Origin of the sequence: Pedobacter psychrotolerans (genome assembly GCF_004340665.1) — a bacterium.
In the GTDB taxonomy this organism is placed as follows: Bacteria; Bacteroidota; Bacteroidia; order Sphingobacteriales; family Sphingobacteriaceae; genus Pedobacter; species Pedobacter psychrotolerans.
Window position 1 is genome coordinate 582,798 of record NZ_SLWO01000003.1, and the last position, 22,230, is coordinate 605,027.

Consider the following 22,230-nt stretch of genomic DNA (forward strand, 5'->3'; position numbering starts at 1 on the left):
CAAAAATTATTGAAAGTTTATTTGTTTTCTGTTTTTCTGTTTAATATGATCAATAATTTGATTCATATCTGATTGTCCGTTCAATAGCTGATTAAGCAAATTTTTGTATTCCTGATCAAAATAAATTCCTGATTTTAAAAGCGGTATGGCTAGTTTCGGTTCAAATAGTGTTCCGGATGCAAAACCTGGTTCATTATTCTTGGCTCGATCGTGATCAAACTTAACGGTTGTATTAACATATTCCTCATGCTTCTTTTCTCCCTTTATATACGGGATTAGCCAATCAACAGACTTTTTTATTGAAGAGCCATTTGGAGATAGATAAGTGTAAAAGTTGGTGCCTTCTCCCCGATTAATGATAATAGCAAGTTTTAACATGGGTTCCAAATCGTAAAGATGATAGTGCATGGCATCTCTTTGTTTAAAATCCAGACTGCTTCCATCAGCATATAGGTTGATATTGATATGGCTTTTTAAATGATCTATGGTCCAGTCAATAAATTCACGGTTATTTAAAGCATATCCAATTTCCCCAACTACTTTTAGCCGGTGTGCATTCCAATTATTAATGGCAGTAGCTTTTCCCGGTTTCATACGCTTACTGTTAATTTCTGCCTTTGCGGTTTCGCTTAACCAGTCGTCAATGGGTTTTTTATCAGCTAAAGGGATATCATTTTTAATCAGATCATATGCTTCAATGGCTTTATCCAGATTGGTGTCATCAATGGGATCTCCGCTAGAATGATTAATTTTAGCCCAGGCGCTTAAAAATGAAATACATTTATTTAAATAATTACGATCAGTTGTGAGTCGGTATTGGAATGCCAAGGCAAACATTTTATTCATATCCGGCAATGCCAATTTGGTTTTTTCCTTTTTTGGGTCGCCTCTTAATAAGCCTTCGGTTCGTATGGTATCAATTGGATTAGGCGGCTGATTTAAATAAAGCGCTGTAGATTTTTGAAAGCTTGCATATATTTTCTTTGCCTGCGGATTGTTTGTAATCTCGGCTTTTAAAGCACTAATCTCTTCCTTGCTTAAACTTACAATTTGAGCCTTAACGATCAAACAAGAGGTAAATATTAGCGTTGTGAGCACAAACTTTCTCATAATAAACGGATTGAATTAAAGTTTTGATTATGCAAAACTAATTTTTTATTCTACTCACATTTAATTTATTCCTTTTTTATACCGACCAATTTTTTATTTTTGACATTCCTTTAATTTAAACAAACCTTAATGAATAACTGGTTTAACAAAAATGGCATTCACTTAGCCATCATAGCAATTTTTGTAGTCATTACTTTTGCCTACTTCAGTCCTGTTTTACAGGGTAAGGCGCCAGCGCAGAGCGATGTGATCCAATCGCAGGCCATGCAAAAGGAAATTATGGATTTTAAGGAAAAGGATGGCAAAGCACCACTCTGGACTAACCAGATGTTTGGAGGAATGCCTGCATACCAAATCTGGGTACCTTACGCCTATAACGGCGCAACTTATGGAATTGCTTTAATCACGAAGGCACTGCCAAATCCAACGGGTACTGTATTGTTACTGCTTTTCGGGGCTTACTTCTTATTTATCGTATTAAAAGTTAATCCATGGCTGGCAGCAGCTGGTGCCATTGCATTTACATTTACAACATACAATTTTGTTTTAATTGCTAGTGGACACAGTAGTAAAGCGCTTGCAATTGGCTTTTTTGCGCCAATTATAGCCAGTATTCTTCTCACTATCAGAGGGAAGTATTGGTATGGCGCAAGTTTAACAGCACTTTTTCTGGCCTTGGAAATCAGGACCAACCACGTGCAGATGACCTATTATTTATTGTTGGCTATTTTGGTTTTCGTTTTGGTAGAGCTTTATCAGGCATATCGAAATAAAACGATTTCAAATTTGATTAAATCATTTGGCTTTCTTGCTTTATCAGTAGTGCTTGCCATAATGATTAATGCCAGTTTACTATGGTCAACAGCAGAATACGCAAAAGAAACCAATCGTGGTAAATCCAACCTTACAGCAGAAACTTCAAGTGATAAAGACTCTGGAATGTCAAAAGAGTATGCGTATCAATGGAGCCAGGGTGTTGGTGAAAGTTTTACTTTTTTAATACCGGATTTATATGGCGGTGCATCCGGTGTAGAAGAGCTGGTTAAGCCTGATGGAAATATGTACAAAGCCGTAGCTGAAATTACGGGCGGAGACCAGGCGCAAACCACTCAAGCCATTCAGCAATTGGGACAGCAGTTAAATATGCAGCAATACTGGGGTGAAAAACCTTTTACTCAAGGAGGTTATTACTTTGGTGCAATTATCTGTTTCTTATTCGTATTTGGATTATTCATCGTTCGCAATCCTTTAAAATGGTGGATTCTGTCCACAACAATATTATTTATATTATTATCATTCGGCCGCCACTTCCCACTGGTAAGTAATTTCTTCTTCGATTATTTCCCGCTTTATAATAAATTCAGGGCAGTAGAATCAATCTTGGCTGTAGTTGGATTGATGGTTCCAATATTAGCGCTTTTAGCAGTTAAGGAAGTGCAGGATGGCAATATTGATCAGAAAGTTTTAGTTAAGAAACTAACATGGTCTGCTGGGATAACTGGTGGTTTTGCGCTTATTGTAGCTATTGCGCCTACACTATTCTTTAGTTTTCAGGCTTCCAATCATGCACAAATTGTACAGGCTTTAACCCAGAGCTTGCAAAATAATGCAGGTGTTGCACAGAAAATTGCGAATGGTTTAGTGGAAGATAGAATTGCTATTGGTCGTGGAGATGCTTTCCGTTCCTTCCTTTTTATCTTAATAGGTTTTGGTATTATCTGGGCATTTATTACAAAAAAATTAAATGCACAATTGGCTTTCGGTTTATTAGCGCTTGCCATTTTAGTAGATATGTGGCAGGTAGATCGCCGCTATTTGAATAATAAAAACTTTGAGCCAAAAACGACTGTTTCAAACTATTTTCAGCCTAGAGATGTAGATAATTTTATATCAGCTGATAAGGATCCTAATTTCAGAGTTTTCGATGCCTCTATCAATACCTTTAATGATGCCAGTACCTCATCATTTCACAAAACAGTTGGCGGTTATCATGCGGCTAAATTAAAACGTTTTGATGAGCTTATTCAGCATCAGTTTACCAAAAGCATCAATCAGGATGTATTGGATATGCTTAACACAAAATACATCATTACACAGGATCAAAAAACCGGATCATACAAAATGCAGCGTAACCCTACAGCTGCGGGCAATGCCTGGTTTGTAGAAAGCATACAGTTTGTTAAAAATTCTGATGAGGAGATGAAAGCCATTAGCAGTTTTGATGCTAGAAAAGAGGCTATTGTAGATGAAAGCTTTAAAGGATTGGTAGATAGCAAAATTTTAGGTACAGGACAGGAAGGTTTTATAAAATTAACCAACTATAATCCTGATCATTTAACTTACGAATATTCGACAGCGAAGGAAGTTGTAGCAGTTTTCTCTGAAATTTATTACAATAAAGGATGGAAAATGTATATTGATGGTGTGGAGAAACCTTATTTCCGGGCAGATTACGTATTACGTGCGGCAAAACTGGAAGCAGGTAACCATAAGCTTGAGTTTATCTTCCACCCAACATCATACTATGCAGGAGAAAACATCTCTCTTGCGGGATCAATTCTGCTACTTGCTGCACTTGGTTTCGGTATTTATGCTGAAAACAAGAAAAAATCAATAGAAGTAAAGGCATAAAACTAAACGATAGTTATTCAAAACCCATGAGATTTATACTCATGGGTTTTTTTATGCCTAATCTTTTTAACCTAATTATGATTTAAAGAATAATTTAACAATCACGTAACATTTGGTTGATAGACAGTGTCTTACATTTGTAATGTAAATCAGATGATATGTTAGAATCATTTTTCGCCGTATGCCTGCTTATTATTATACTTTATTTCTTTAGCCCTTTCGAGGTAAAACTTGATGAGGAAGAAGACTGGTAAGGCAGTATTTTTATATCTGAACTGCTTTTTTGAAGCGGTAATAGCATTCGTCCCCCCAAATTTTAATTTATGAACAAAAGAAATGTTGATGTAGTCGTAATATCCGATGTGCATTTGGGCACTTATGGCTGCCATGCTAAAGAACTTTTAAAGTATCTGAAAAGCATTAAGCCTAAAACCCTTATCTTAAATGGAGATATTATAGATATCTGGCAATTCAGCAAACGTTACTGGCCAGAGTCGCATATGAAAGTGGTTCGCAAATTAATGAAATTTGTTTCTGAAGGAGTTCAGGTGCACTACCTTACAGGCAACCATGATGAAATGCTCCGTAAATTTGATGGCATGGAAATGGGAACATTTCATCTCCAGAATAAACTAATCATGGAATTGGATGGTAAGAAAGCCTGGTTTTTTCATGGTGATGTATTTGATGTAACCATGCAACATTCTAAATGGCTGGCCAAAATGGGTGCAGTTGGTTATGATAGTCTTATTCTCATCAATAGCTTTGTAAATTGGGTTCTTACGGCCCTAGGTAGAGAGAAAATGAGTTTTTCAAAAAAGATCAAGGCCAGATTTAAGGATGCCGTAAAGTTTATTAATAGTTTTGAGCAAACAGCTGCTGAGCTGGCTATAGAAAAAGGTTATGAATATGTAGTTTGTGGGCATATACACCAGGCAGAGAAGCGAGATATTGCCATGGAAAGCGGAAGCGTGACTTACCTGAATAGTGGTGATTGGGTAGAAAGTTTAACAGCATTAGAATATCAGGATCAAAATTGGACTATTTTTAAATATGACCATAAAGAGTTTGTGAAGGATGAAACAGATGATGGAATCCTTTCAGATTCAGAAGATTTAAAGAGCAAATTGGATGTAAATATTCTTTTACAGCATATAAAATATGAAATTGCTCAATAAATTTAAGATATTAGGGCTTAAATGAAGATACTTTATGCAATACAGGGAACCGGAAACGGTCATATAAGCAGAGCCCGTGAAATTATTCCGTTACTCCAGAAATATGGCGAACTTGATATTTTGGTTAGTGGAACACAAGCCGATGTAAAACTAAGTCAGCCAGTAAAATATCAGCTACATGGTTTCAGTTTTATCTTTGGAAAAAAGGGTGGTGTTGACCATTTCAAAACCTGGTTAAGCATGAATCTTTTCCGTTTCAGAAAAGATATGAAGCAGCTTCAGTTAAAGGATTATAACCTTATTGTTAATGATTTTGAGCCTGTAAGTGCCTGGGCCTGTAAGATTCAAGGGATTGATTGCGTTTCTTTAAGCCATCAGGCTGCATTTAAATCTAAAAAAGTTCCACGCCCTAAAACGTTAGACTGGGGTAAGTTAATCTTAAGTCGGTATGCACCGACCAAGCATCATATTGGTTTTCACTTCGATCGGTATGACAGTTTTATTCATACCCCAGTTATCCGATCTGAAATCAGGGCCATGCAAACCGAAAATCTTGGACATTACACCGTTTACTTACCTGCTATAGATGATAAGCGACTGGTGAAGCTTTTTACGCAATTGCCAGAGGTGAAATGGGAAGTCTTTTCAAAACACAGTAAAGTTGCTTATCAGGAAGGAAATGTAATTGTGGAACCGGTAAACAATGAAAAATTCAACAAGAGTTTGGCTACCTGTGAGGGTTTATTTACCGGAGGTGGTTTTGAAGGCCCATCAGAAGCACTTTATTTGAAGAAAAAATTACTCGTTGCGCCCATGCGCTTTCAGTTTGAGCAACAGTGTAATGCTTATGCTTTAAAGCAATTTGGTTTGCCTGTAATTTGGGGAAGCTCTGATAACTGGTTGCCTGTAATTAAAGATTGGGTAGCAAATCCTCAAAAACATGAGTTTGATTTTCCTGATGAGACGGCTCAGATCATTGATGATATGGTGAAAAAATACGCAAGGGTTTAATTTCAAATGAATCTCATGGTATCATATTTTGGACCATATAAGGTTGGTCATGGTCGGCTCACCAACCATCTTATTCATCGCAAGGTTGTTATTTATTGGTCGGTAAGTCAATAGGGACCAAGAATCTCATGGTTTTATGTTTTTGAACCATATAAGGCATAGAAGTTAATATAAGCTGAAGCGTTGTTTAATTGCAAAATATCTTTGATCAATTATATGGCCCATGGTTGGTGGCTCACCAACCATCTTATTCATCGCAAGGTTGTTATTTATTAGCCGGTAAGTCACCGCGACCAAGAATCTCATGGTGTCATGTTTTTGGACCATATAAGGCATAGAAGTTAATATAAGCTGGAGCGTTTGTTTAATTGCAAAATATCTTTGATCAATTATATGATGTTATATTTTTAAATCCTTTAAGAATATAAACTGGAGTATTATTTAGCTACAAAATAATGCTTAAGCTTTCTGCTTCGGTCTTTAAGCTTTAGTCTTTCCACCTTAATCTTTCTTAAATTATTTTCTTTACTTTGCATCTCTTTGAAAAAGGCATGATTAATCAGTTTAGAAAGCTAAATCCTATTAACCTCATTTTACTATTGGCTTACACGTTTTTTATGCGTATTGCCATATTTTATGAGTTGCCAGCTCAGCTGAATTTTGATTTTCTGGAGCCTTTTGCAAGGTTGCTGATTAACGTAGATTTAGACAATGCACTTTCTCCGTCAGCCAACATTTTCATTGCCTCAACATTGGTTTTTATTCAGGCTTTAATATTTAACCGTGTTGCGAATAATCACAATCTGCTTGCTAAGCCAAGTTTTTTACCAGCTTTGATGTATGTAACGGGCACTAGTTTATTTATGCCATTTATGGTCTTAAGTCCGGCATTAATTACAAATTTCCTGCTCATCTGGTTAATTGATAAATTTCTTAAATTAAATAAAAGTGCAAATTCCATCACAACCGTTTTTGATATCGGAATGATCATTGGTGTAGGTACACTTATTTACTTTCCGTTTATGGCCATGCTGTTGCTTATCTTTTTAGCCCTTTTGCTATTTAGGTCATTCAACTGGAGGGAATGGGTTGCCGGTCTTGTAGGCTTTCTCACCATCTTCTTTTTTCTGGCCGTGTTTTATTACTGGAATAATAATATTGTTTCTTTTTATCAGATTTGGAGGCCACTGGGAAGTAAATTTCCATCAGTTTTTAAAATCAATTATAACGATTACCTGGTGCTTATTCCGGTTACTGTCATTATTATTCTGGCATCACTTCAACTTCGTGAAAATTTCTTCAGAAGTTTTATCAGTACCCGCAAAGCCTTTCAGTTATTGTTCTTTATGTTCATTGTTGCAGGGGCAAGTTTCTATCTAAAACCCCACTTCCGCACCTGGCATTTTTTGCTGTGTGTGCCACCTGGTGCCGTGCTTTTAGCCTATTATTTTAGTAATGCCAAAATCCGGTGGTTCTATGAAATACTATTTGTTTTATTTGTTCTTTCTGTACAATACTTTCTTTTTGTTTAACCTTTTTTAACAAAAAACTAGAACAAAACTTAACAAAGATTAATAGCTTTGTGGCATGAAGTTTCGCATTAAAGCTTGTTTAGGTTTTAATCTGGTTGATAAAGGTATGGTTTCAGTTCGGGAGATAATCGCATAATAATGTATACATGCAAAGATTAACTATTGATATTGGAAACTCATCAGCAAAAATAGCAGTTTTTGCTGATCGTGAAATTATCCATCATCTTCGTTTGCTTAAAGTAGGTATTATTGATCTGGCATATCTGATTGATAGATTTTCGCCTCAAAAAGCAATTATCAGTAGTGTAAATCAGGAAATCACACCTTTAGAGGGATATTTAAAAAAGCATACAAACTATACCCGGTTTTCAACTTCACTAACAAATGGAGTAATTAACCGATACCAAACACCTAATACTTTAGGATTAGACCGATGGGCAGCCATGTTAGGTGCGAATGGTTTAGGTTTTGGTAAAGCTTGTTTGGTGATAGATGCCGGAACCTGCATCACATATGATCTGCTTACAGGAAAAAGTGAATATTTCGGAGGAAGTATTAGTCCGGGGATAAAAATGCGTTTCAAATCAATGCATGAATATACTGGAAGGTTGCCTGAAGTAAGTTGGGATGCAAATGAAGGGATTCCGGAAGGCTTTGACACTATTTCTGCGATGAAAAATGGTGTTTTACAAGGAATTATAAATGAAATTGAAGGTTATATAGCCTTAAATAATATAAAGGAAAGTACTTTAAAGGTGATTATAACAGGGGGCGATGCTAATTTTTTGTTTAAGCAATTACAAAACAGCATCTTTGCCCCTCAAATTATAAAAGATCCATACTTGGTTTTAAAAGGATTAAATGAAGCTATTGCAGATTAAAATGTACAAAAGAATAAATTATATTGCAGCCATACTCGTTCTAGTTTGTGGTTTAGGAGCTCAGGCGCAGGTTACCACATCATCACCATATTCGAGATTTGGCCTTGGAAATATTAAAGGTTCATTGCTTCCTCAGCTGAGGGCGATGGGTGGTATTTCTACTGCTGTGAACAAAGTAACCGGGTTTAATTATATCAACATGCAAAACCCGGCATCATATTCTGGCATTACTTTAACCACCATTGATATTGGAATGAGTGCCAATTTAACCAACTTGTCTAAAAATGATTTAACAGAATCAAGTTTTAACTCTACATTTAGTCATTTAGCCTTTGCTATCCCTGTAAGCAGAAGATCTGCCATCAGTTTTGGTGTTATGCCATATTCTGATCTTGGATATTCTTACAAAAACAGTGTTAAAATAGATACCCAATCTGTTAATCAGCTTTATGAAGGAGAAGGTGGCTTATCTAAAGCATACTTTGGTTACGGACACCGTTTTGGAGACCATTTAAGAATAGGTGGTAACGTTGAATATATTTTTGGAAATTTACTAACCAACAGGGCTACGGAGTATACCGCTGCAGGTGCGATTAATGCGAAGCTTCAAAATAAAAACAGCGTTGGTGGCCTAAACTATTCTTATGGAATTCAGTATGATTTTAATTTAGGTAGTAAAACACTGCTTACCTTAGGTTATTCGGGAAGCAGTTCTTCTAAAATTAATTCTCAGCAAAATTCTTATGCTATACAATATACCAGAGCAGCAGATGGAACTGAAAATGTTGCCACTGATACGCTAAACGCAGTTAATGGAGCAAAATCTTCTTTAACATTGCCGTTATCTCATAACTTCGGGATTTCGCTACAACAAAATGATAAATGGTTAATTGGCGCAGATTTTAGAATGAGTAAATGGTCAGCAACCAGTATCAATAATGTTAATTCCGGCTTACAAGATAGCTGGGGTGCATCATTGGGTGGACAATGGACGCCAGATTACACTTCATATAACAGCTATATGAAACGGATTGATTATCGTTTAGGTGTTAGCTATGATAAAACCTATATTAAAATTGGGAATCAGGATATTAAACAACTAGGCGCATCATTCGGTTTTGGTTTTCCACTTCCAACAGCTAATGCAGGCTCGGCTTTCTACAAAATCAATTTTACTACAGAGATAGGCCAGAGAGGCACACTAACCAATAACCTGGTTAAAGAACAATATATTAATTTTCACCTTGGCTTCACGCTTAACGATACCTGGTTCCGTAGATACAGGGTAGATTAATGAAACTGCAAACACTTTTTTATGGTTTGATGTTGGGACTGCCACTTCTTCTGGTAGCATGTGGAGAAGATGACCTAAAAAAAGCAAATGCCATATCTGAAAAAAAAATAACCTTCACCCGAGATCGTACAATTGGTGTCGAAATTATCTATAGTGATTCAGCAAGGGTTAAAGCGAGAGGTAAAGCACCAATCATGGATAAGGTTACGCCATCAACTGGTGTGCCTTATGAAGAAATGATTAAAGGTGTTAATATCGATTTCTTTAATCCTAAAGGAACTATTGATGGTAATCTGGTATGTGATTATGCCATCAGAAAGGATGAGATTAAGCAAACTATCTTCAGGAAAAACGTAGTAGTTAAAAATGATAAGGGTGATACCTTTTCTTCTGAAGAATTAATCTGGGATGAAGCAAAGAAGATTTTTTATTCTAACCAAAGGGTATATGTTAAAGGTGCTGATGGAAGTATTGGAGATGGAATAAATTTTAAGGCCCCTCAGGATTTCAGTACTTATGAGATGGAGACTGGCAGTGGGCAGTTAAATATGAAGGAAGGCGTTGCGCCATAAATGATGATCGAATACTGTTTTCGTTTAATTAAATTATACACAATTTTATCATTCTATCCATCCATCATTCCCTGATTAAGTAATTCTATTTGCTTAAAAATTAAACACTTGATAAATAAAATTTTGTGTTTTCTTTTTTAAGGCAAATTTGTATCTTGCGCCCTCTTAAAAAAAACTAAATAAATTTATAAAGTACAATATGGGATTAATGACATTTTTGCGTAACCGTGCGGGCTATATCCTGGTCTTCGCAATTGGTTTTGCAATTGTTGCATTTTTAGTAGGTGATGCAATTAACGTGGGTAAGCCTTTCTGGTCAGCAAACCAAAAGGTAGTAGGTTCTGTAGATGGAAATGACATCAGTATTGATGATTTTCAACCAAAAGTAGATCAAAGTTTAAATCAATTCAAACAACAATACGGCGGAAGCGTAAATTCACAAATGACTGCAATGGCTGTAGATCAGGCCTGGAATGCTGAATTGGGGAAAGTATTGTTAACCAAAGAATACGAACGTTTAGGACTTACGGTTTCTGAAGATGAGTTATTGGATTTGCTGCAAGGTCAAAACCCGAGCCCATTGGTAAAACAATATTTTGCCAATCCTCAAACCGGACAGCTGGATCGTGCAACCTTAATGAACTTCTTGAAATCTAAAGAACCACAGGCATTGCAACAATCAAATCTTTTACAACAAGAAATTACCAATCAGGCTTTGCAGACTAAATATTCCAATTTAATCCGCAATTCTGTTTATGTAACCTCACTTGAAGCAACAGATGAATATACTAACAGGAATAAACTGGCTAACTTTAAATATGTGAGCCTAGATTATACCAGTATTCCAGATGCATCTGTAAAATTAACTGATGGGGATTATACTGAGTATTACGATCAAAACAAAGCACGCTTCAATAATCCACAGGAAAGCCGTTCTTTTGAATATGTTTCCTTTAACATCAATCCAACCGCGGGTGATTCAGCAGCTGTTAAATCACAAATAGATAAAATTGCAGCAGATTTTAAAGTTGCTAAAAATGATTCTCTTTTTGCGGCGATCAATTCAGAAGTTAAAGTTCCGTATACTTATCTAACAAAAGGTAAATTAGATCCGGCTGTAGATTCAGCAGTTTTCGCACTACCTGCTGGAAGTTACTATGGTCCTGTTTTATCAAACAATTCTTATAAACTGGTGAAAGTTGTCGATATCCGTTTCTCTCCGGATTCAGTTAAAGCCAGCCACATTTTACTTGATCCGGCAAAAATGGGTGGCGAAGATAAAGCCATCAAATTAGCAGACTCTTTAAAAGGTTTGATCTTAAAAGGTGGAAACTTTGCTCAGTTGGCACAAACTTATAGTGTAGATGGCTCAAAAGATAAAGGTGGAGAACTGGGTACATTCGCACGTGGCGCAATGGTTCCTGAATTTGAAAACGCTGTATTTGAAGGAAAAGCAGGTGACATTAAAGTAGTTAAATCACAGTTTGGTGTACATATCATTAAAATTGAGAAACAAATTGGTTCATCAAAAGTGGCTAAACTAGCTTACATAGAGAAAGCTTTAGCTCCAAGTAGTAAAACACAGGCTGCATCTTATAAAGCGGCAAGTAGTTTCCTGAATGATGTTAAAGGAAAAGACTTCTCTAAATATGCAAAGGAAAAAGGACTGAAAGTGGCTGTTGCTGATAAAATTGCAGCTACCCAGGGTTTTGCACCTGGATTAGATAATCCACGTAAATTAATTCAAGATGCTTATGCTGCAGATCAAGGTGATGTATTGCCTCAAATCTACACCATGGCCAATGCTTACGTGATTGCTCATCTAACTGATGTTAAACCAAAAGGGATATTAACTTTAGATCAGGTTAAAAAAGAAATTGAGCCAATGGTTCGCAACGCTGTGAAGGCTAAAATGTTGAAGGAAAAATTTAATAGTGCTGGCAAAGCAAGCTTAGCTCAAATTGCTTCTAAGGTAGCTCGTCCAGTTAATCCAGTACAAAATATTGTTTTCGCAAACCCGATTCTTCCAGGTATTGCGCAAGAAAATAAATTAGTCGGTAGTGTGTTTGGTGCTCAGCCAGGTAAAGTTTCTGCTCCGGTAGATGGCGAACGTGGTGTTTATTTGTTTTCTGTTGATGGATTTACTAATCCAGCACCCATTGCAAACATGTTCAAACAAAAAGAGGGAATGTTAATGAGTTTAGGACAACGTTCTTTACAATCTGCTTTCCAGGCCTTACAAGATAATGCGAAGATAAAAGACAATCGTGTGAAATTCTATTAATTAGAAATTACGTAGTTTTGTAACCGTTCCGAAGTATATTCGGAACGGTTTTTTTTTTAGTGCCATGGAGATACAAGAAAACATCGTCAATAAAGTAGCCAATAGCGGATTAATAACCTTAAACTTAGAAGATTTTTATCACTCAGGTGAGCGGGTTATATACGATATTAAAGATAATCTCTTTCATGGATTAATGTTAAGGGAAAAGGATTTCAGGGCATTTATAAAAGACCATGACTGGTCACAATATCAAGATAAAAATGTCGGCATTATTTGTTCAGCCGATGCGATTGTTCCTACCTGGGCTTACATGTTGCTGGCTAATAAAATGAGTCCTTATGCACATCAAGTTGTTTTCGGTGGGATTGATACACTCGAAGCTGTACTGATTACGAAAGCATTATCAAAGATTAATGCTGCAGATTATGCCAACGAACGTGTAGTGGTAAAAGGTTGCGGTGATATTGATATTCCTGTGTCTGCATATGTTGAGATTACCAATTTATTAACGCCAATTGTAAAAAGTATCATGTTTGGTGAACCATGCTCAACAGTTCCTGTATTTAAAAGAAAAGATTAAATTGGTTTGCTTTTTGTATATCTTTCATCAGGATTAGATATTTTAGAGGTGATTATCGTTGAACTCACCTATAGACACATAAGCAAATGAGACATATATTTTTAACTTTTTTAGCCGTTACTTTAACGTTCACCATTCATGCACAACAATTACCCTTAAAGAAGGAAGCTGTTTTTCAGGATGGCGAGGTACTCCAATATCGACTTCGGTATGGGTTTATCACCGCTGCAGAAGCAACAATCAAAGTAACCAACTCTGACTTGAAGTTTGATAATAAGCCAACCTACAGGTTATCAGTTGATGCACAAACTTCCGGTACCTTTGATGTTTTTTACAAAATCAGGGATCGTTATGATTCCTATATTGATAAAACAGATCTGCTTCCCTATTTCTATCAGGAAAATATTAAGGAAGCAAGCTATAAAAGACAGGATAAGGCAAGATTTAATCAGGATGGAAAAAAGGTCGTTTCTAACAGAGGGACGTTTAACACGCCTACTAACCAGACATTTGATCTAGTATCAGCCTATTATTTCGCCCGAAGCCTGGATGTCAGTAAAATGAAAATAGGCGATACTTTTAAGCTTAATTACTTTTTGCAGGATGAAATCTCTGCACTTCAAGTAGAATATGTAGGTAAGGAAACCATTAAAAGTAAATTAGGAAATATACGATGCCTCAAATTTAGCCCATCTATTAAACCTGGACGTATTTTTAAAAAGGATAGTCGTCTATACCTGTGGGTAACAGACGATGGAAATCGTGTTCCGGTTAAAGCTCAGGTAGAAATATTGGTTGGTGCTGTAACCATGGAATTAAAATCAGCCGCAGGTTTAAAATATGCCTTGGCAAAAGAATAATGATGATAGAAGTTGAACAGGTGCTGGTGCACGAAGATGTATTAAAAGAGAATTTTGTTTGTAATTTAAGCAAATGTAAAGGGATTTGTTGTGTAGAAGGTGATTCTGGCGCTCCATTGGATCAGGAGGAAACCGTTATTCTAGCAGAAATATATCCGAAGATCAAACATCTTTTAAATGAAAAGGGCATCAGGGCTATTGAAGAACAAGGCACTTATGTAGTGGATGAAGACGGAGATCTGACTACACCTTGTGTAGATAAAAATAAAGAATGTGCCTATGTCCTTTTTGAGAATGGGATTACCAAGTGTGCCATTGAAAAAGCGTATGAGGAAGGTATTGTCGATTGGCAAAAACCAATATCCTGTCACCTTTACCCTATTCGCATTACTAAATATCCCGAATTTGATGTATTAAATTACGATCGCTGGCATATCTGTCATGATGCCTGTACTTTTGGAAGAGAACTAAAAATCCCGGTTTATAGTTTTTTGAAAGGACCACTGATCAGAAAATATGGAGAAGAGTGGTACAAAGAACTGGAGAGTTCTGTTGCTGCTATGTAACCCATTTTTCTATAGTCATACCTATTGAAAAAGCATGAAAATTTTATTGTAGTTTAAATTGTTATGCAGGCATAATACATGCCTTAACATGCAACTATCATGCAATAGGACAGCAATAGGATATGACTAGGCATGTAGGCTAAGTGCCATTTAATTGCTTCAGGAATTTGCCTATATGTTGGTGTGCTCGCCCTATCTAAATACATGTTTTGATGCAGTAATCACCCTCAGGTTTTAAGGTTATTTATCTTCAAAATCAAAATGCGCAACCACTTAAATTGTTTATTTGTAATAACTATGTTATTTTAGCCGATTGAAAACAAATATTAAACTGTGAAAAAAATTCTAATCACTGGTGGGGCAGGCTTTATAGGCTCTCATGTAGTACGTCGATTTGTTCAAAATTATCCAGATTATCAAATTGTAAATCTGGATAAACTTACCTACGCAGGTAACCTGGCCAATTTAACTGATATCGAAAATGCGCCTAATTATCGGTTTGTTAAAGAAGACATCACTGATGCCGTTGCGATGAGCGATTTATTCGGGAAGGAAAATTTTGACGCCGTTATTCACCTGGCAGCCGAAAGTCACGTAGATCGCTCTATTACCGATCCTACAGCTTTTGTGATGACCAATGTTATTGGAACAGTTAATTTACTTAACGCCGCACGTGAACACTGGAAAGGTGAGTACGATCAAAAACGCTTTTATCATGTAAGTACTGATGAGGTATATGGTGCATTGGGCGAAGAAGGGATGTTTACTGAAACCACTGCTTATGATCCACATAGTCCATATTCAGCCTCAAAGGCCAGCTCTGATCACTTTGTTCGGGCTTATCATGATACTTATGGAATGGATTGTGTGATTTCCAATTGCTCAAACAATTATGGTTCACACCACTTTCCAGAAAAGCTAATTCCGCTGGCCATCAATAATATTAAAAATAATAAACCTGTTCCTGTATATGGTAAGGGCGAAAATGTTCGTGACTGGCTTTGGGTGGAAGATCATGCCAGGGCTATTGATGTCATTTTTCATCAGTCTAAAACCGGTGATACTTATAATATAGGTGGCCATAACGAATGGAAAAATATTGATTTGATCCATTTGCTTTGCGAAATTATGGACGAGAAATTAGGTCGTGAAAAAGGAGAATCAGCGAAGCTGATTACTTATGTTACTGATCGTGCCGGCCATGATTTACGTTATGCTATTGATTCGACTAAACTTCAAAATCAGTTAGCTTGGGTGCCAAGCTTGCAATTTGAAGAAGGCTTAGCGAAAACGGTTGACTGGTACCTTCAAAATGAAGCGTGGTTAAATAATGTTACTTCCGGGAATTACCAGTCCTATTACGATAAGCAGTACAGCGAAAAATAATGGAAATTGAGCAAACAGGATTAAAAGACTGTATCATCATTAAACCCAGGGTTTTTGATGACCCGAGGGGATATTTCTTCGAAAGTTTTAATAAACAAACCTTTGAAGAGAAAACAGGTTTATCTGGCGACTTTGTTCAGGATAATCAATCTTATTCCTCTTATGGGGTTATTCGCGGTTTACATGCCCAAACAGGTGCATTTGCTCAAGCCAAATTGGTGAGGGTAACCAAAGGAGAAGTATTGGATGTAGCTGTTGATGCCCGTCCAGGTTCACCAACCTATGGCCATCATGTGGCGGTGCGTTTAAGTGCAGAAAATAAGTTACAATTGTATATTCCCAGGGGTTTTGTGCATGGTTTCTCCGTATTAAGTGAAACTGCAGAATTTCTTTATAAATGTGATAATTTCTTTAATAAAGCGTCAGAAACTGGCGTAATCTATAATGATGCTGATTTAAACATCGATTGGATGATTCCTCAGGATCAGCAGTCCGTGTCAGAGAAGGATCTTTTGTTAAAAACTTTTGCTGAACTGCATCATGGATAAAATATTAGTTATTGGTGCTGGAGGCCAACTGGGGCAATGCCTGAAAACAGTAGCTTCCAGACGCGGCATCACAGAAATCGTATTTCCATCAGAAACTGATGCGAATATCCTGAACCAGGCAGGTCTTCAGGATCTGTTGTCTAAAGAGCAGCCTGCTTTTGTGATTAATTGTGCGGCCTATACGGCTGTAGATAAAGCAGAAGATGAAGTGGAGTTGGCGAAAGCTGTAAATGAAACGGGTGCAGCTAACCTGGCGATCGCCTGTGCAGCTAATGGTTCAACCTTGATTCACGTCTCTACCGATTTCGTATTTGAAGGTAATGAGGTGAAATTGCTTCTGGAGGATGATATTGCCCATCCTATTAATGTTTACGGACAAACTAAACTTGATGGAGAAAAGGCTGTTATTGCTTTACTAAAATCACATTTTATTCTCCGTACCAGTTGGTTATATTCAGAATATGCCAATAACTTTGTTAAAACCATGTTGAAACTGGGTGCAGATCGTGATGAATTAAATATCATTGCAGATCAGGTAGGTACACCAACTTATGCCATAGATTTAGCAAACGCTATTTTTGATGTTATTGAATCCTGTTCTGATGCTTATGGAATTTACCATTATAGCAATGAAGGCGTCACATCCTGGTTTGATTTTGCAAAAGCGATTTTTGATATCAGTGAGACAGCTGTTAAAGTAAATCCTATTCCAGGATCGGCTTATCCAACTAAAGCCATCAGGCCTGCATTTTCAGTGATGGATAAAAGCAAAATTAAAAATACCTTTAACTTAACGATTCCTTATTGGAGAAATAGTTTGGTGGAATGTATTCAGAAATTAAAAGAAAATAATAATTAGCTATTGAGCGTTTCATAAGCAAATCAAAATTCAAATATGAAAGGTATAATTCTTGCTGGCGGAAGCGGTACTCGCTTACACCCACTTACACTTGCTTGCAGCAAACAAATGATGCCGGTTTATGATAAGCCCATGATTTATTACCCATTGTCAACCTTAATGTTGGCTGGGATTAAAGAAATTCTCATCATTTCTACACCGCATGATCTGCCTAATTTTGAAAAATTATTAGGCGATGGATCTGCTATTGGATGTAAACTGAGTTATGCGGTACAAGCCGAGCCTAACGGATTGGCGCAGGCTTTTGTGATTGGCGAAGAATTTATTGGTAAGGATAAGGTTGCACTTGTATTGGGCGATAATATCTTCCATGGCGATGGAATGGCTAAATTACTGCAAGCCAGTTCAGATCCTGATGGCGGTGTTGTTTTTGCTTATCAGGTTTCTGATCCGGAGCGTTACGGGGTAGTAGAATTTGATGCAGATAAAAAGGCAATTTCTATTGAAGAAAAACCCGTTTCTCCAAAATCTGATTATGCGGTTCCAGGTTTATACTTTTACGATAATGAGGTGGTTGAAATTGCTAAAAACATTAAACCTTCACCTCGTGGAGAATATGAAATTACCGATATTAACCGCATCTATCTGGAACGTGGAAAACTAAAAGTTGGCGTGTTAAGCCGTGGTACAGCCTGGTTAGATACGGGTACGTTTACTTCCTTAATGCAGGCGGGTCAGTTTGTACAGATCATCGAAGAACGCCAAGGTTTAAAGATTGGCTGTATTGAAGAAATTGCCTATCGCATGGGATTTATAGATGCTGAACAGTTAAAAACAATCGCAACACCATTGGTGAAAAGCGGATATGGTTCTTACCTGCTGAAACAAATTAAGTAAGTTAGATAGCAGAAAGCTGTCAAATTTTACAGCAATACTAAAATACCAAACGGGCCCGGATTTATCCGGGCTCGTTTGGTATAGGTTAAGCCCATCTGTATGGCATAAGATTTCAGAATCAGAAATTATGCCATATCTTTGGCCCGATCGTAAAATTTATGGATACCAAAAAAGATATTGCCATCATTGGCCTGGGTTATGTTGGCTTGCCTTTAGCTGTAGAGTTTGCCAAGCACTTTCGTGTAATTGGGTTTGATATCAATGAAAGCAGGGTGAAAAGTCTTGGTAATTTAGTCGATCTTACGCATGAGGCTAACCTTCCTGATCTTGCGCAGGTATTGGCGCTTAATGAGGCGGAAAAAGGTTTAAGATTAAGTTCTAATCTAGGCGATCTTGCCTCTTGCTGTATTTATATTGTCACTGTGCCAACACCAATAGATCACCTGAAAAGGCCGGATCTTCAACCCCTACTGAAAGCCAGCGAAATGATTGGCTCCATTTTAAAAAAGGGAGATCTGGTGATTTATGAATCAACTGTTTATCCGGGTTGTACAGAAGAAGACTGTGTACCGGAGCTTGAGCGGGTTTCGGGACTTCAATATAACCAGGATTTCTTTTGTGGCTATTCCCCTGAACGCATCAATCCAGGTGATAAAATTAATACCCTGACTAAAATTAAAAAGGTTACCTCTGGTTCTACACCGGAGATTGCAAATGAGGTTAACGCACTTTATGCCACCATCATTACTGCAGGCACCCATCTGGCACCCAGCATTAAAGTAGCAGAAGCATCCAAAGCCATTGAAAATGCACAACGTGATGTGAACATCTCCTTTGTTAATGAACTGGCACTGATTTTTGACCGGATGGAAATTGATACTTCTGATGTACTGGCCGCAGCAGCCACCAAATGGAATTTCCTGAACTACAAACCTGGGTTGGTTGGAGGGCATTGTATCGGTGTAGATCCCTATTATCTGGCTCATAAATCGGAGGCATTGGGTTATAAACCAGAAGTGATTTTATCAGGAAGGCGTGTAAATGATAATATGGGCATGTTTGTCGCGAATAAAATCATCAAAATGCTGGTGGCACGTAATAAGCATATACAGGGCGCCAAAGTCTTAATCCTGGGATTTACCTTTAAAGAAAACTGCCCTGATACCAGAAACACTAAAGTGATCGATATTCATAAGGAACTTCAATCATTCAGCATTCAGGCTGATGTTCATGATCCATGGGCCAACCGGGAAGAAGTAAAGTTAGAATATGGTATTGATCTGATTGCTGAAGATGATTTTATCCAGTATGATGCTGTAATTTTAGCGGTAGCACATCATGCCTTCCAAAAAATTAACTTCAAATTATGGAAAGATAAGGGCACTATTATTTTTGATACCAAATCTTTTATCAATCGCGAGGCTGTAGATGCAAGGTTGTAAAGATTTTTAATGAAAAAATATAACATTCTGTTTGATTTTTCGTTTTGAATTTAGTTTATCCCTTTATTATGATTACGAAAATTGAAATTCTTGGCATTGCTGCCGTAGTTTTTTCTAATTTAATCGCTTATCTCGCCCTTAGACGTTTAAAAGAAAATGAAAAACGTAAAAAGCGCAATAGGTTTAACAGGCAAAATTCACTCACTTAATTTTTTTCCTTGTCATTATACTTTTCTGAGAAAATTGGATTTAAATCCTTTGATAAGAAATCTTACCATGTGTTTGGCTCCTGTTTTCTAAAAGCAACAGGGTGTTATCAATCAAATGAATTATTCAGTATGTTTGCAATTTAATAATTAGATAAGTTATGAAAGTTGCTTTAATCACAGGTGTAACTGGACAGGATGGTGCGTATCTTGCGGAATTTTTGCTTAAAAAAGGATATTTTGTGCATGGCATAAAAAGACGTGCTTCATCCTTTAATACCGACCGCATTGATCACCTTTACCAGGATCAACATGAAAGTAATGTGCGTTTCAAACTGCATTATGGTGATTTAACTGACTCCACAAATCTAATTAGAATTGTACAGGAAGTGCAACCGGATGAAATTTATAATCTTGCGGCCATGAGTCATGTACAGGTGAGTTTTGAAATGCCTGAATATACGGCAAATGCAGATGGTCTTGGAACCTTGCGTTTGCTCGAGGCCGTTAGGATATTGGGTTTGACTGAAAAAACAAAAATCTATCAGGCCTCTACTTCTGAGCTTTATGGATTGGTGCAAGCCGTTCCGCAAAGCGAAACTACACCTTTCTATCCGCGTTCACCTTATGCTGCTGCGAAAATGTATGCCTATTGGATCACTGTAAATTATCGTGAAGCTTATCAGATGTTTGCCTGTAACGGTATTTTGTTTAATCATGAAAGTCCTTTACGTGGTGAAACTTTTGTCACCAGGAAAATTACCAGGGCGGCATGTAAAATTGCCTTAGGCTTACAGCACTGCTTATATTTAGGTAATCTTTCTGCACAAAGAGATTGGGGCCATGCGAAAGATTACATTGAAGCCATGTGGTTAATTCTGCAACAAGAGCAGGCAGAAGATTTTGTAATTGCCACTGGGGTAACCACCACGGTACGTGATTTCGTCAGAATGAGCTTTGCTGAATTGGGGATTGAAATCGAATTCTCCGGGAAAGATGAGCATGAAAAAGGAGTCATTATTGATATTGACGAAACGGTTATACGGAATTTGGGTTTAAATGGAGAATTTTTAAAACCAGGTCAAACCGTTGTTCGGGTAGATGCGAAGTATTTCAGGCCTACAGAAGTAGATCTTTTATTGGGCGATCCGACCAAATCAAAAACCAAATTGGGCTGGACACCTCGATATGATCTGCCATTATTGGTGAAAGATATGATCACATCTGATCTTAATTTAATGAAGAAGGATGAATACCTTAAACAAGGCGGTTATAAAACGCTTAATTATTTCGAATAATCAGATATAGAATAGGAATGATAGTGTGCCGTTTTCAAGGTGTTTTAGTGGTAAATGCTTGATTTAAAATAATATAAGGTAGTGAATTTATAGAATTAAGTTCTTTTTATGTATTTTTATTCGGAGAATTAAAAACTTAATCAATCTTTCTACAAAAGATTTTAAAGATTAGGGCGACTAAGCTTAAATATAGGGGGTATATCACTTCTCAAATTATAATTTTAACAACAATTTCAGTATTCTGATCATATGTTTAACTTTTTTAACAAAAAAAATAAAATTACTGATATTTCCTGGCTGGGAATAGACATGCATTCGCACATTCTTCCAGGAATTGATGATGGTTCACCTGATGTGGCCACTTCACTGAGATTTGTGAAAGCTTTAGAGGATCTTGGTTTCGATCAATTGATTGCGACCCCCCATATTTTTAAGGAATTGTATCCGAATACCAAACTCAGCATAGATCAGGCTCGATTTGCTTTACAACTGGCAATGGATCAGGCAAATGTTTCATTGAAATTAGACTCCGGAGCGGAATACATGATTGATCAGGATTTTGATCTGGAAGCAGAAATGTGTCCTATTCAACAAAAGTTTCTTTTAATTGAAATGTCCTATCTGAATGAAAGTCCGAATATCAGTCAGCGGGTTTTCGATGTGGAAATTAAAGGATACCGCCCTATTTTAGCCCATCCGGAACGCTATACCTTCTATTTCAAAGATAAAACGCGTTTAAATCGCTTCAGAGATAAAGGATGTTTGCTTCAACTTAATCTATTGTCCATTGTGGGGTATTATGGTAAAGAAGTGAAGCAACTGGCCGAATATCTGTTAAAAGAAAACATGTATGACCTTGCCGGAACAGACCTGCACCATGATAAACATTTAAATACTTTAACAGATGCTGTTCAAAGTGGAAAACTTTATGATTTATTAGGCCATTATGCGTTTAAAAACAAGGAATTGTTTGGCCAGGCGATGACACAAACCACTTAAATAAACTAACTCCTAAACGCTATCGGTTTCGCAATTGCATCAACAAGTGTTAATGTTGACGTGCTTTTCCTGTGCAATGAAATAATTTTGTATTTT

The 22,230-nt window shown here is 37.0% G+C and carries 20 protein-coding genes; 19 read left to right on the forward strand and 1 reads right to left on the reverse strand.

Features of this window, described 5'->3' with window-relative positions; genetic code table 11:
- Positions 1-6: 6 nt before the first annotated feature.
- Positions 7-1,110: an alginate lyase family protein gene (locus tag EV200_RS09895; protein ID WP_132531801.1), complete on the reverse strand. Its 1,104-nt coding sequence runs from the start codon at positions 1,108-1,110 to the stop codon at positions 7-9.
- 129 nt (positions 1,111-1,239) lie between these two features.
- Between EV200_RS09895 and EV200_RS09900 the strand changes: the two genes are divergently transcribed.
- From EV200_RS09900 to EV200_RS09985, 19 genes are all read left to right on the forward strand, one after another.
- Positions 1,240-3,741, forward strand: coding sequence for a YfhO family protein (locus EV200_RS09900; RefSeq protein ID WP_132531804.1), 2,502 nt, complete (start codon positions 1,240-1,242; stop codon positions 3,739-3,741).
- A gap of 323 nt (positions 3,742-4,064) precedes the next feature.
- Positions 4,065-4,919: a UDP-2,3-diacylglucosamine diphosphatase gene (locus tag EV200_RS09905; protein ID WP_132531807.1), complete on the forward strand. Its 855-nt coding sequence runs from the start codon at positions 4,065-4,067 to the stop codon at positions 4,917-4,919.
- 21 nt (positions 4,920-4,940) lie between these two features.
- Positions 4,941-5,930: a glycosyltransferase family protein gene (locus tag EV200_RS09910; protein WP_132531810.1), complete on the forward strand. Its 990-nt coding sequence runs from the start codon at positions 4,941-4,943 to the stop codon at positions 5,928-5,930.
- Between the two features lie 551 nt (positions 5,931-6,481).
- On the forward strand, positions 6,482-7,462 hold the full coding sequence (locus tag EV200_RS09915; RefSeq protein WP_132531813.1) for a DUF6427 family protein: 981 nt from the start codon (positions 6,482-6,484) through the stop codon (positions 7,460-7,462).
- 146 nt (positions 7,463-7,608) lie between these two features.
- On the forward strand, positions 7,609-8,343 hold the full coding sequence (locus EV200_RS09920; RefSeq protein ID WP_132531816.1) for a type III pantothenate kinase: 735 nt from the start codon (positions 7,609-7,611) through the stop codon (positions 8,341-8,343).
- On the forward strand, positions 8,324-9,637 hold the full coding sequence (locus EV200_RS09925; protein ID WP_132531819.1) for a porin family protein: 1,314 nt from the start codon (positions 8,324-8,326) through the stop codon (positions 9,635-9,637). The genes EV200_RS09920 and EV200_RS09925 overlap by 20 nt, the downstream gene beginning before the upstream one ends.
- The gene (locus EV200_RS09930; RefSeq protein ID WP_132531822.1) at positions 9,637-10,209 is read left to right on the forward strand and encodes an LptA/OstA family protein; all 573 of its coding nucleotides are present in this window, start codon (positions 9,637-9,639) and stop codon (positions 10,207-10,209) included. The genes EV200_RS09925 and EV200_RS09930 overlap by 1 nt, the downstream gene beginning before the upstream one ends.
- A gap of 199 nt (positions 10,210-10,408) precedes the next feature.
- Positions 10,409-12,493, forward strand: a complete 2,085-nt coding sequence (locus tag EV200_RS09935) for a peptidylprolyl isomerase (protein WP_132531825.1) — start codon at positions 10,409-10,411, stop codon at positions 12,491-12,493.
- A 64-nt stretch (positions 12,494-12,557) separates the two neighbouring features.
- On the forward strand, positions 12,558-13,073 hold the full coding sequence (locus EV200_RS09940) for a DUF2480 family protein (protein ID WP_132531828.1): 516 nt from the start codon (positions 12,558-12,560) through the stop codon (positions 13,071-13,073).
- 86 nt (positions 13,074-13,159) lie between these two features.
- Positions 13,160-13,933 carry a DUF3108 domain-containing protein gene (locus EV200_RS09945; RefSeq protein WP_132531831.1) on the forward strand — a complete coding sequence of 258 codons (774 nt, stop codon included), beginning with the start codon at positions 13,160-13,162 and terminating at the stop codon, positions 13,931-13,933.
- A gap of 2 nt (positions 13,934-13,935) precedes the next feature.
- Entirely contained in the window at positions 13,936-14,499 is a 564-nt protein-coding gene (locus EV200_RS09950; protein WP_132532242.1) for a DUF3109 family protein, read from the forward strand.
- Positions 14,500-14,832: 333 nt separating this feature from the next.
- Positions 14,833-15,885, forward strand: a complete 1,053-nt coding sequence (gene rfbB, locus EV200_RS09955) for a dTDP-glucose 4,6-dehydratase (RefSeq protein WP_132531834.1) — start codon at positions 14,833-14,835, stop codon at positions 15,883-15,885.
- Positions 15,885-16,433 (forward strand): dTDP-4-dehydrorhamnose 3,5-epimerase, encoded by a 549-nt coding sequence (gene rfbC, locus EV200_RS09960; RefSeq protein ID WP_132531837.1) that lies wholly within the window; start codon positions 15,885-15,887, stop codon positions 16,431-16,433. Before rfbB ends, rfbC begins: the two co-directional genes overlap by 1 nt.
- Positions 16,426-17,292 carry a dTDP-4-dehydrorhamnose reductase gene (gene rfbD / locus EV200_RS09965; RefSeq protein ID WP_132531840.1) on the forward strand — a complete coding sequence of 289 codons (867 nt, stop codon included), beginning with the start codon at positions 16,426-16,428 and terminating at the stop codon, positions 17,290-17,292. Before rfbC ends, rfbD begins: the two co-directional genes overlap by 8 nt.
- A gap of 36 nt (positions 17,293-17,328) precedes the next feature.
- The gene (gene rfbA, locus EV200_RS09970) at positions 17,329-18,189 is read left to right on the forward strand and encodes a glucose-1-phosphate thymidylyltransferase RfbA (RefSeq protein WP_132531843.1); all 861 of its coding nucleotides are present in this window, start codon (positions 17,329-17,331) and stop codon (positions 18,187-18,189) included.
- A 158-nt stretch (positions 18,190-18,347) separates the two neighbouring features.
- Positions 18,348-19,631, forward strand: coding sequence for a nucleotide sugar dehydrogenase (locus EV200_RS09975; RefSeq protein WP_132531846.1), 1,284 nt, complete (start codon positions 18,348-18,350; stop codon positions 19,629-19,631).
- Between the two features lie 68 nt (positions 19,632-19,699).
- Positions 19,700-19,840, forward strand: a complete 141-nt coding sequence (locus tag EV200_RS21760) for a hypothetical protein (protein WP_157263139.1) — start codon at positions 19,700-19,702, stop codon at positions 19,838-19,840.
- A 158-nt stretch (positions 19,841-19,998) separates the two neighbouring features.
- Entirely contained in the window at positions 19,999-21,135 is a 1,137-nt protein-coding gene (gene gmd, locus EV200_RS09980) for a GDP-mannose 4,6-dehydratase (protein WP_132531849.1), read from the forward strand.
- Positions 21,136-21,384: 249 nt separating this feature from the next.
- Positions 21,385-22,134: a tyrosine-protein phosphatase gene (locus tag EV200_RS09985; protein ID WP_132531852.1), complete on the forward strand. Its 750-nt coding sequence runs from the start codon at positions 21,385-21,387 to the stop codon at positions 22,132-22,134.
- Positions 22,135-22,230 lie beyond the last annotated feature (96 nt).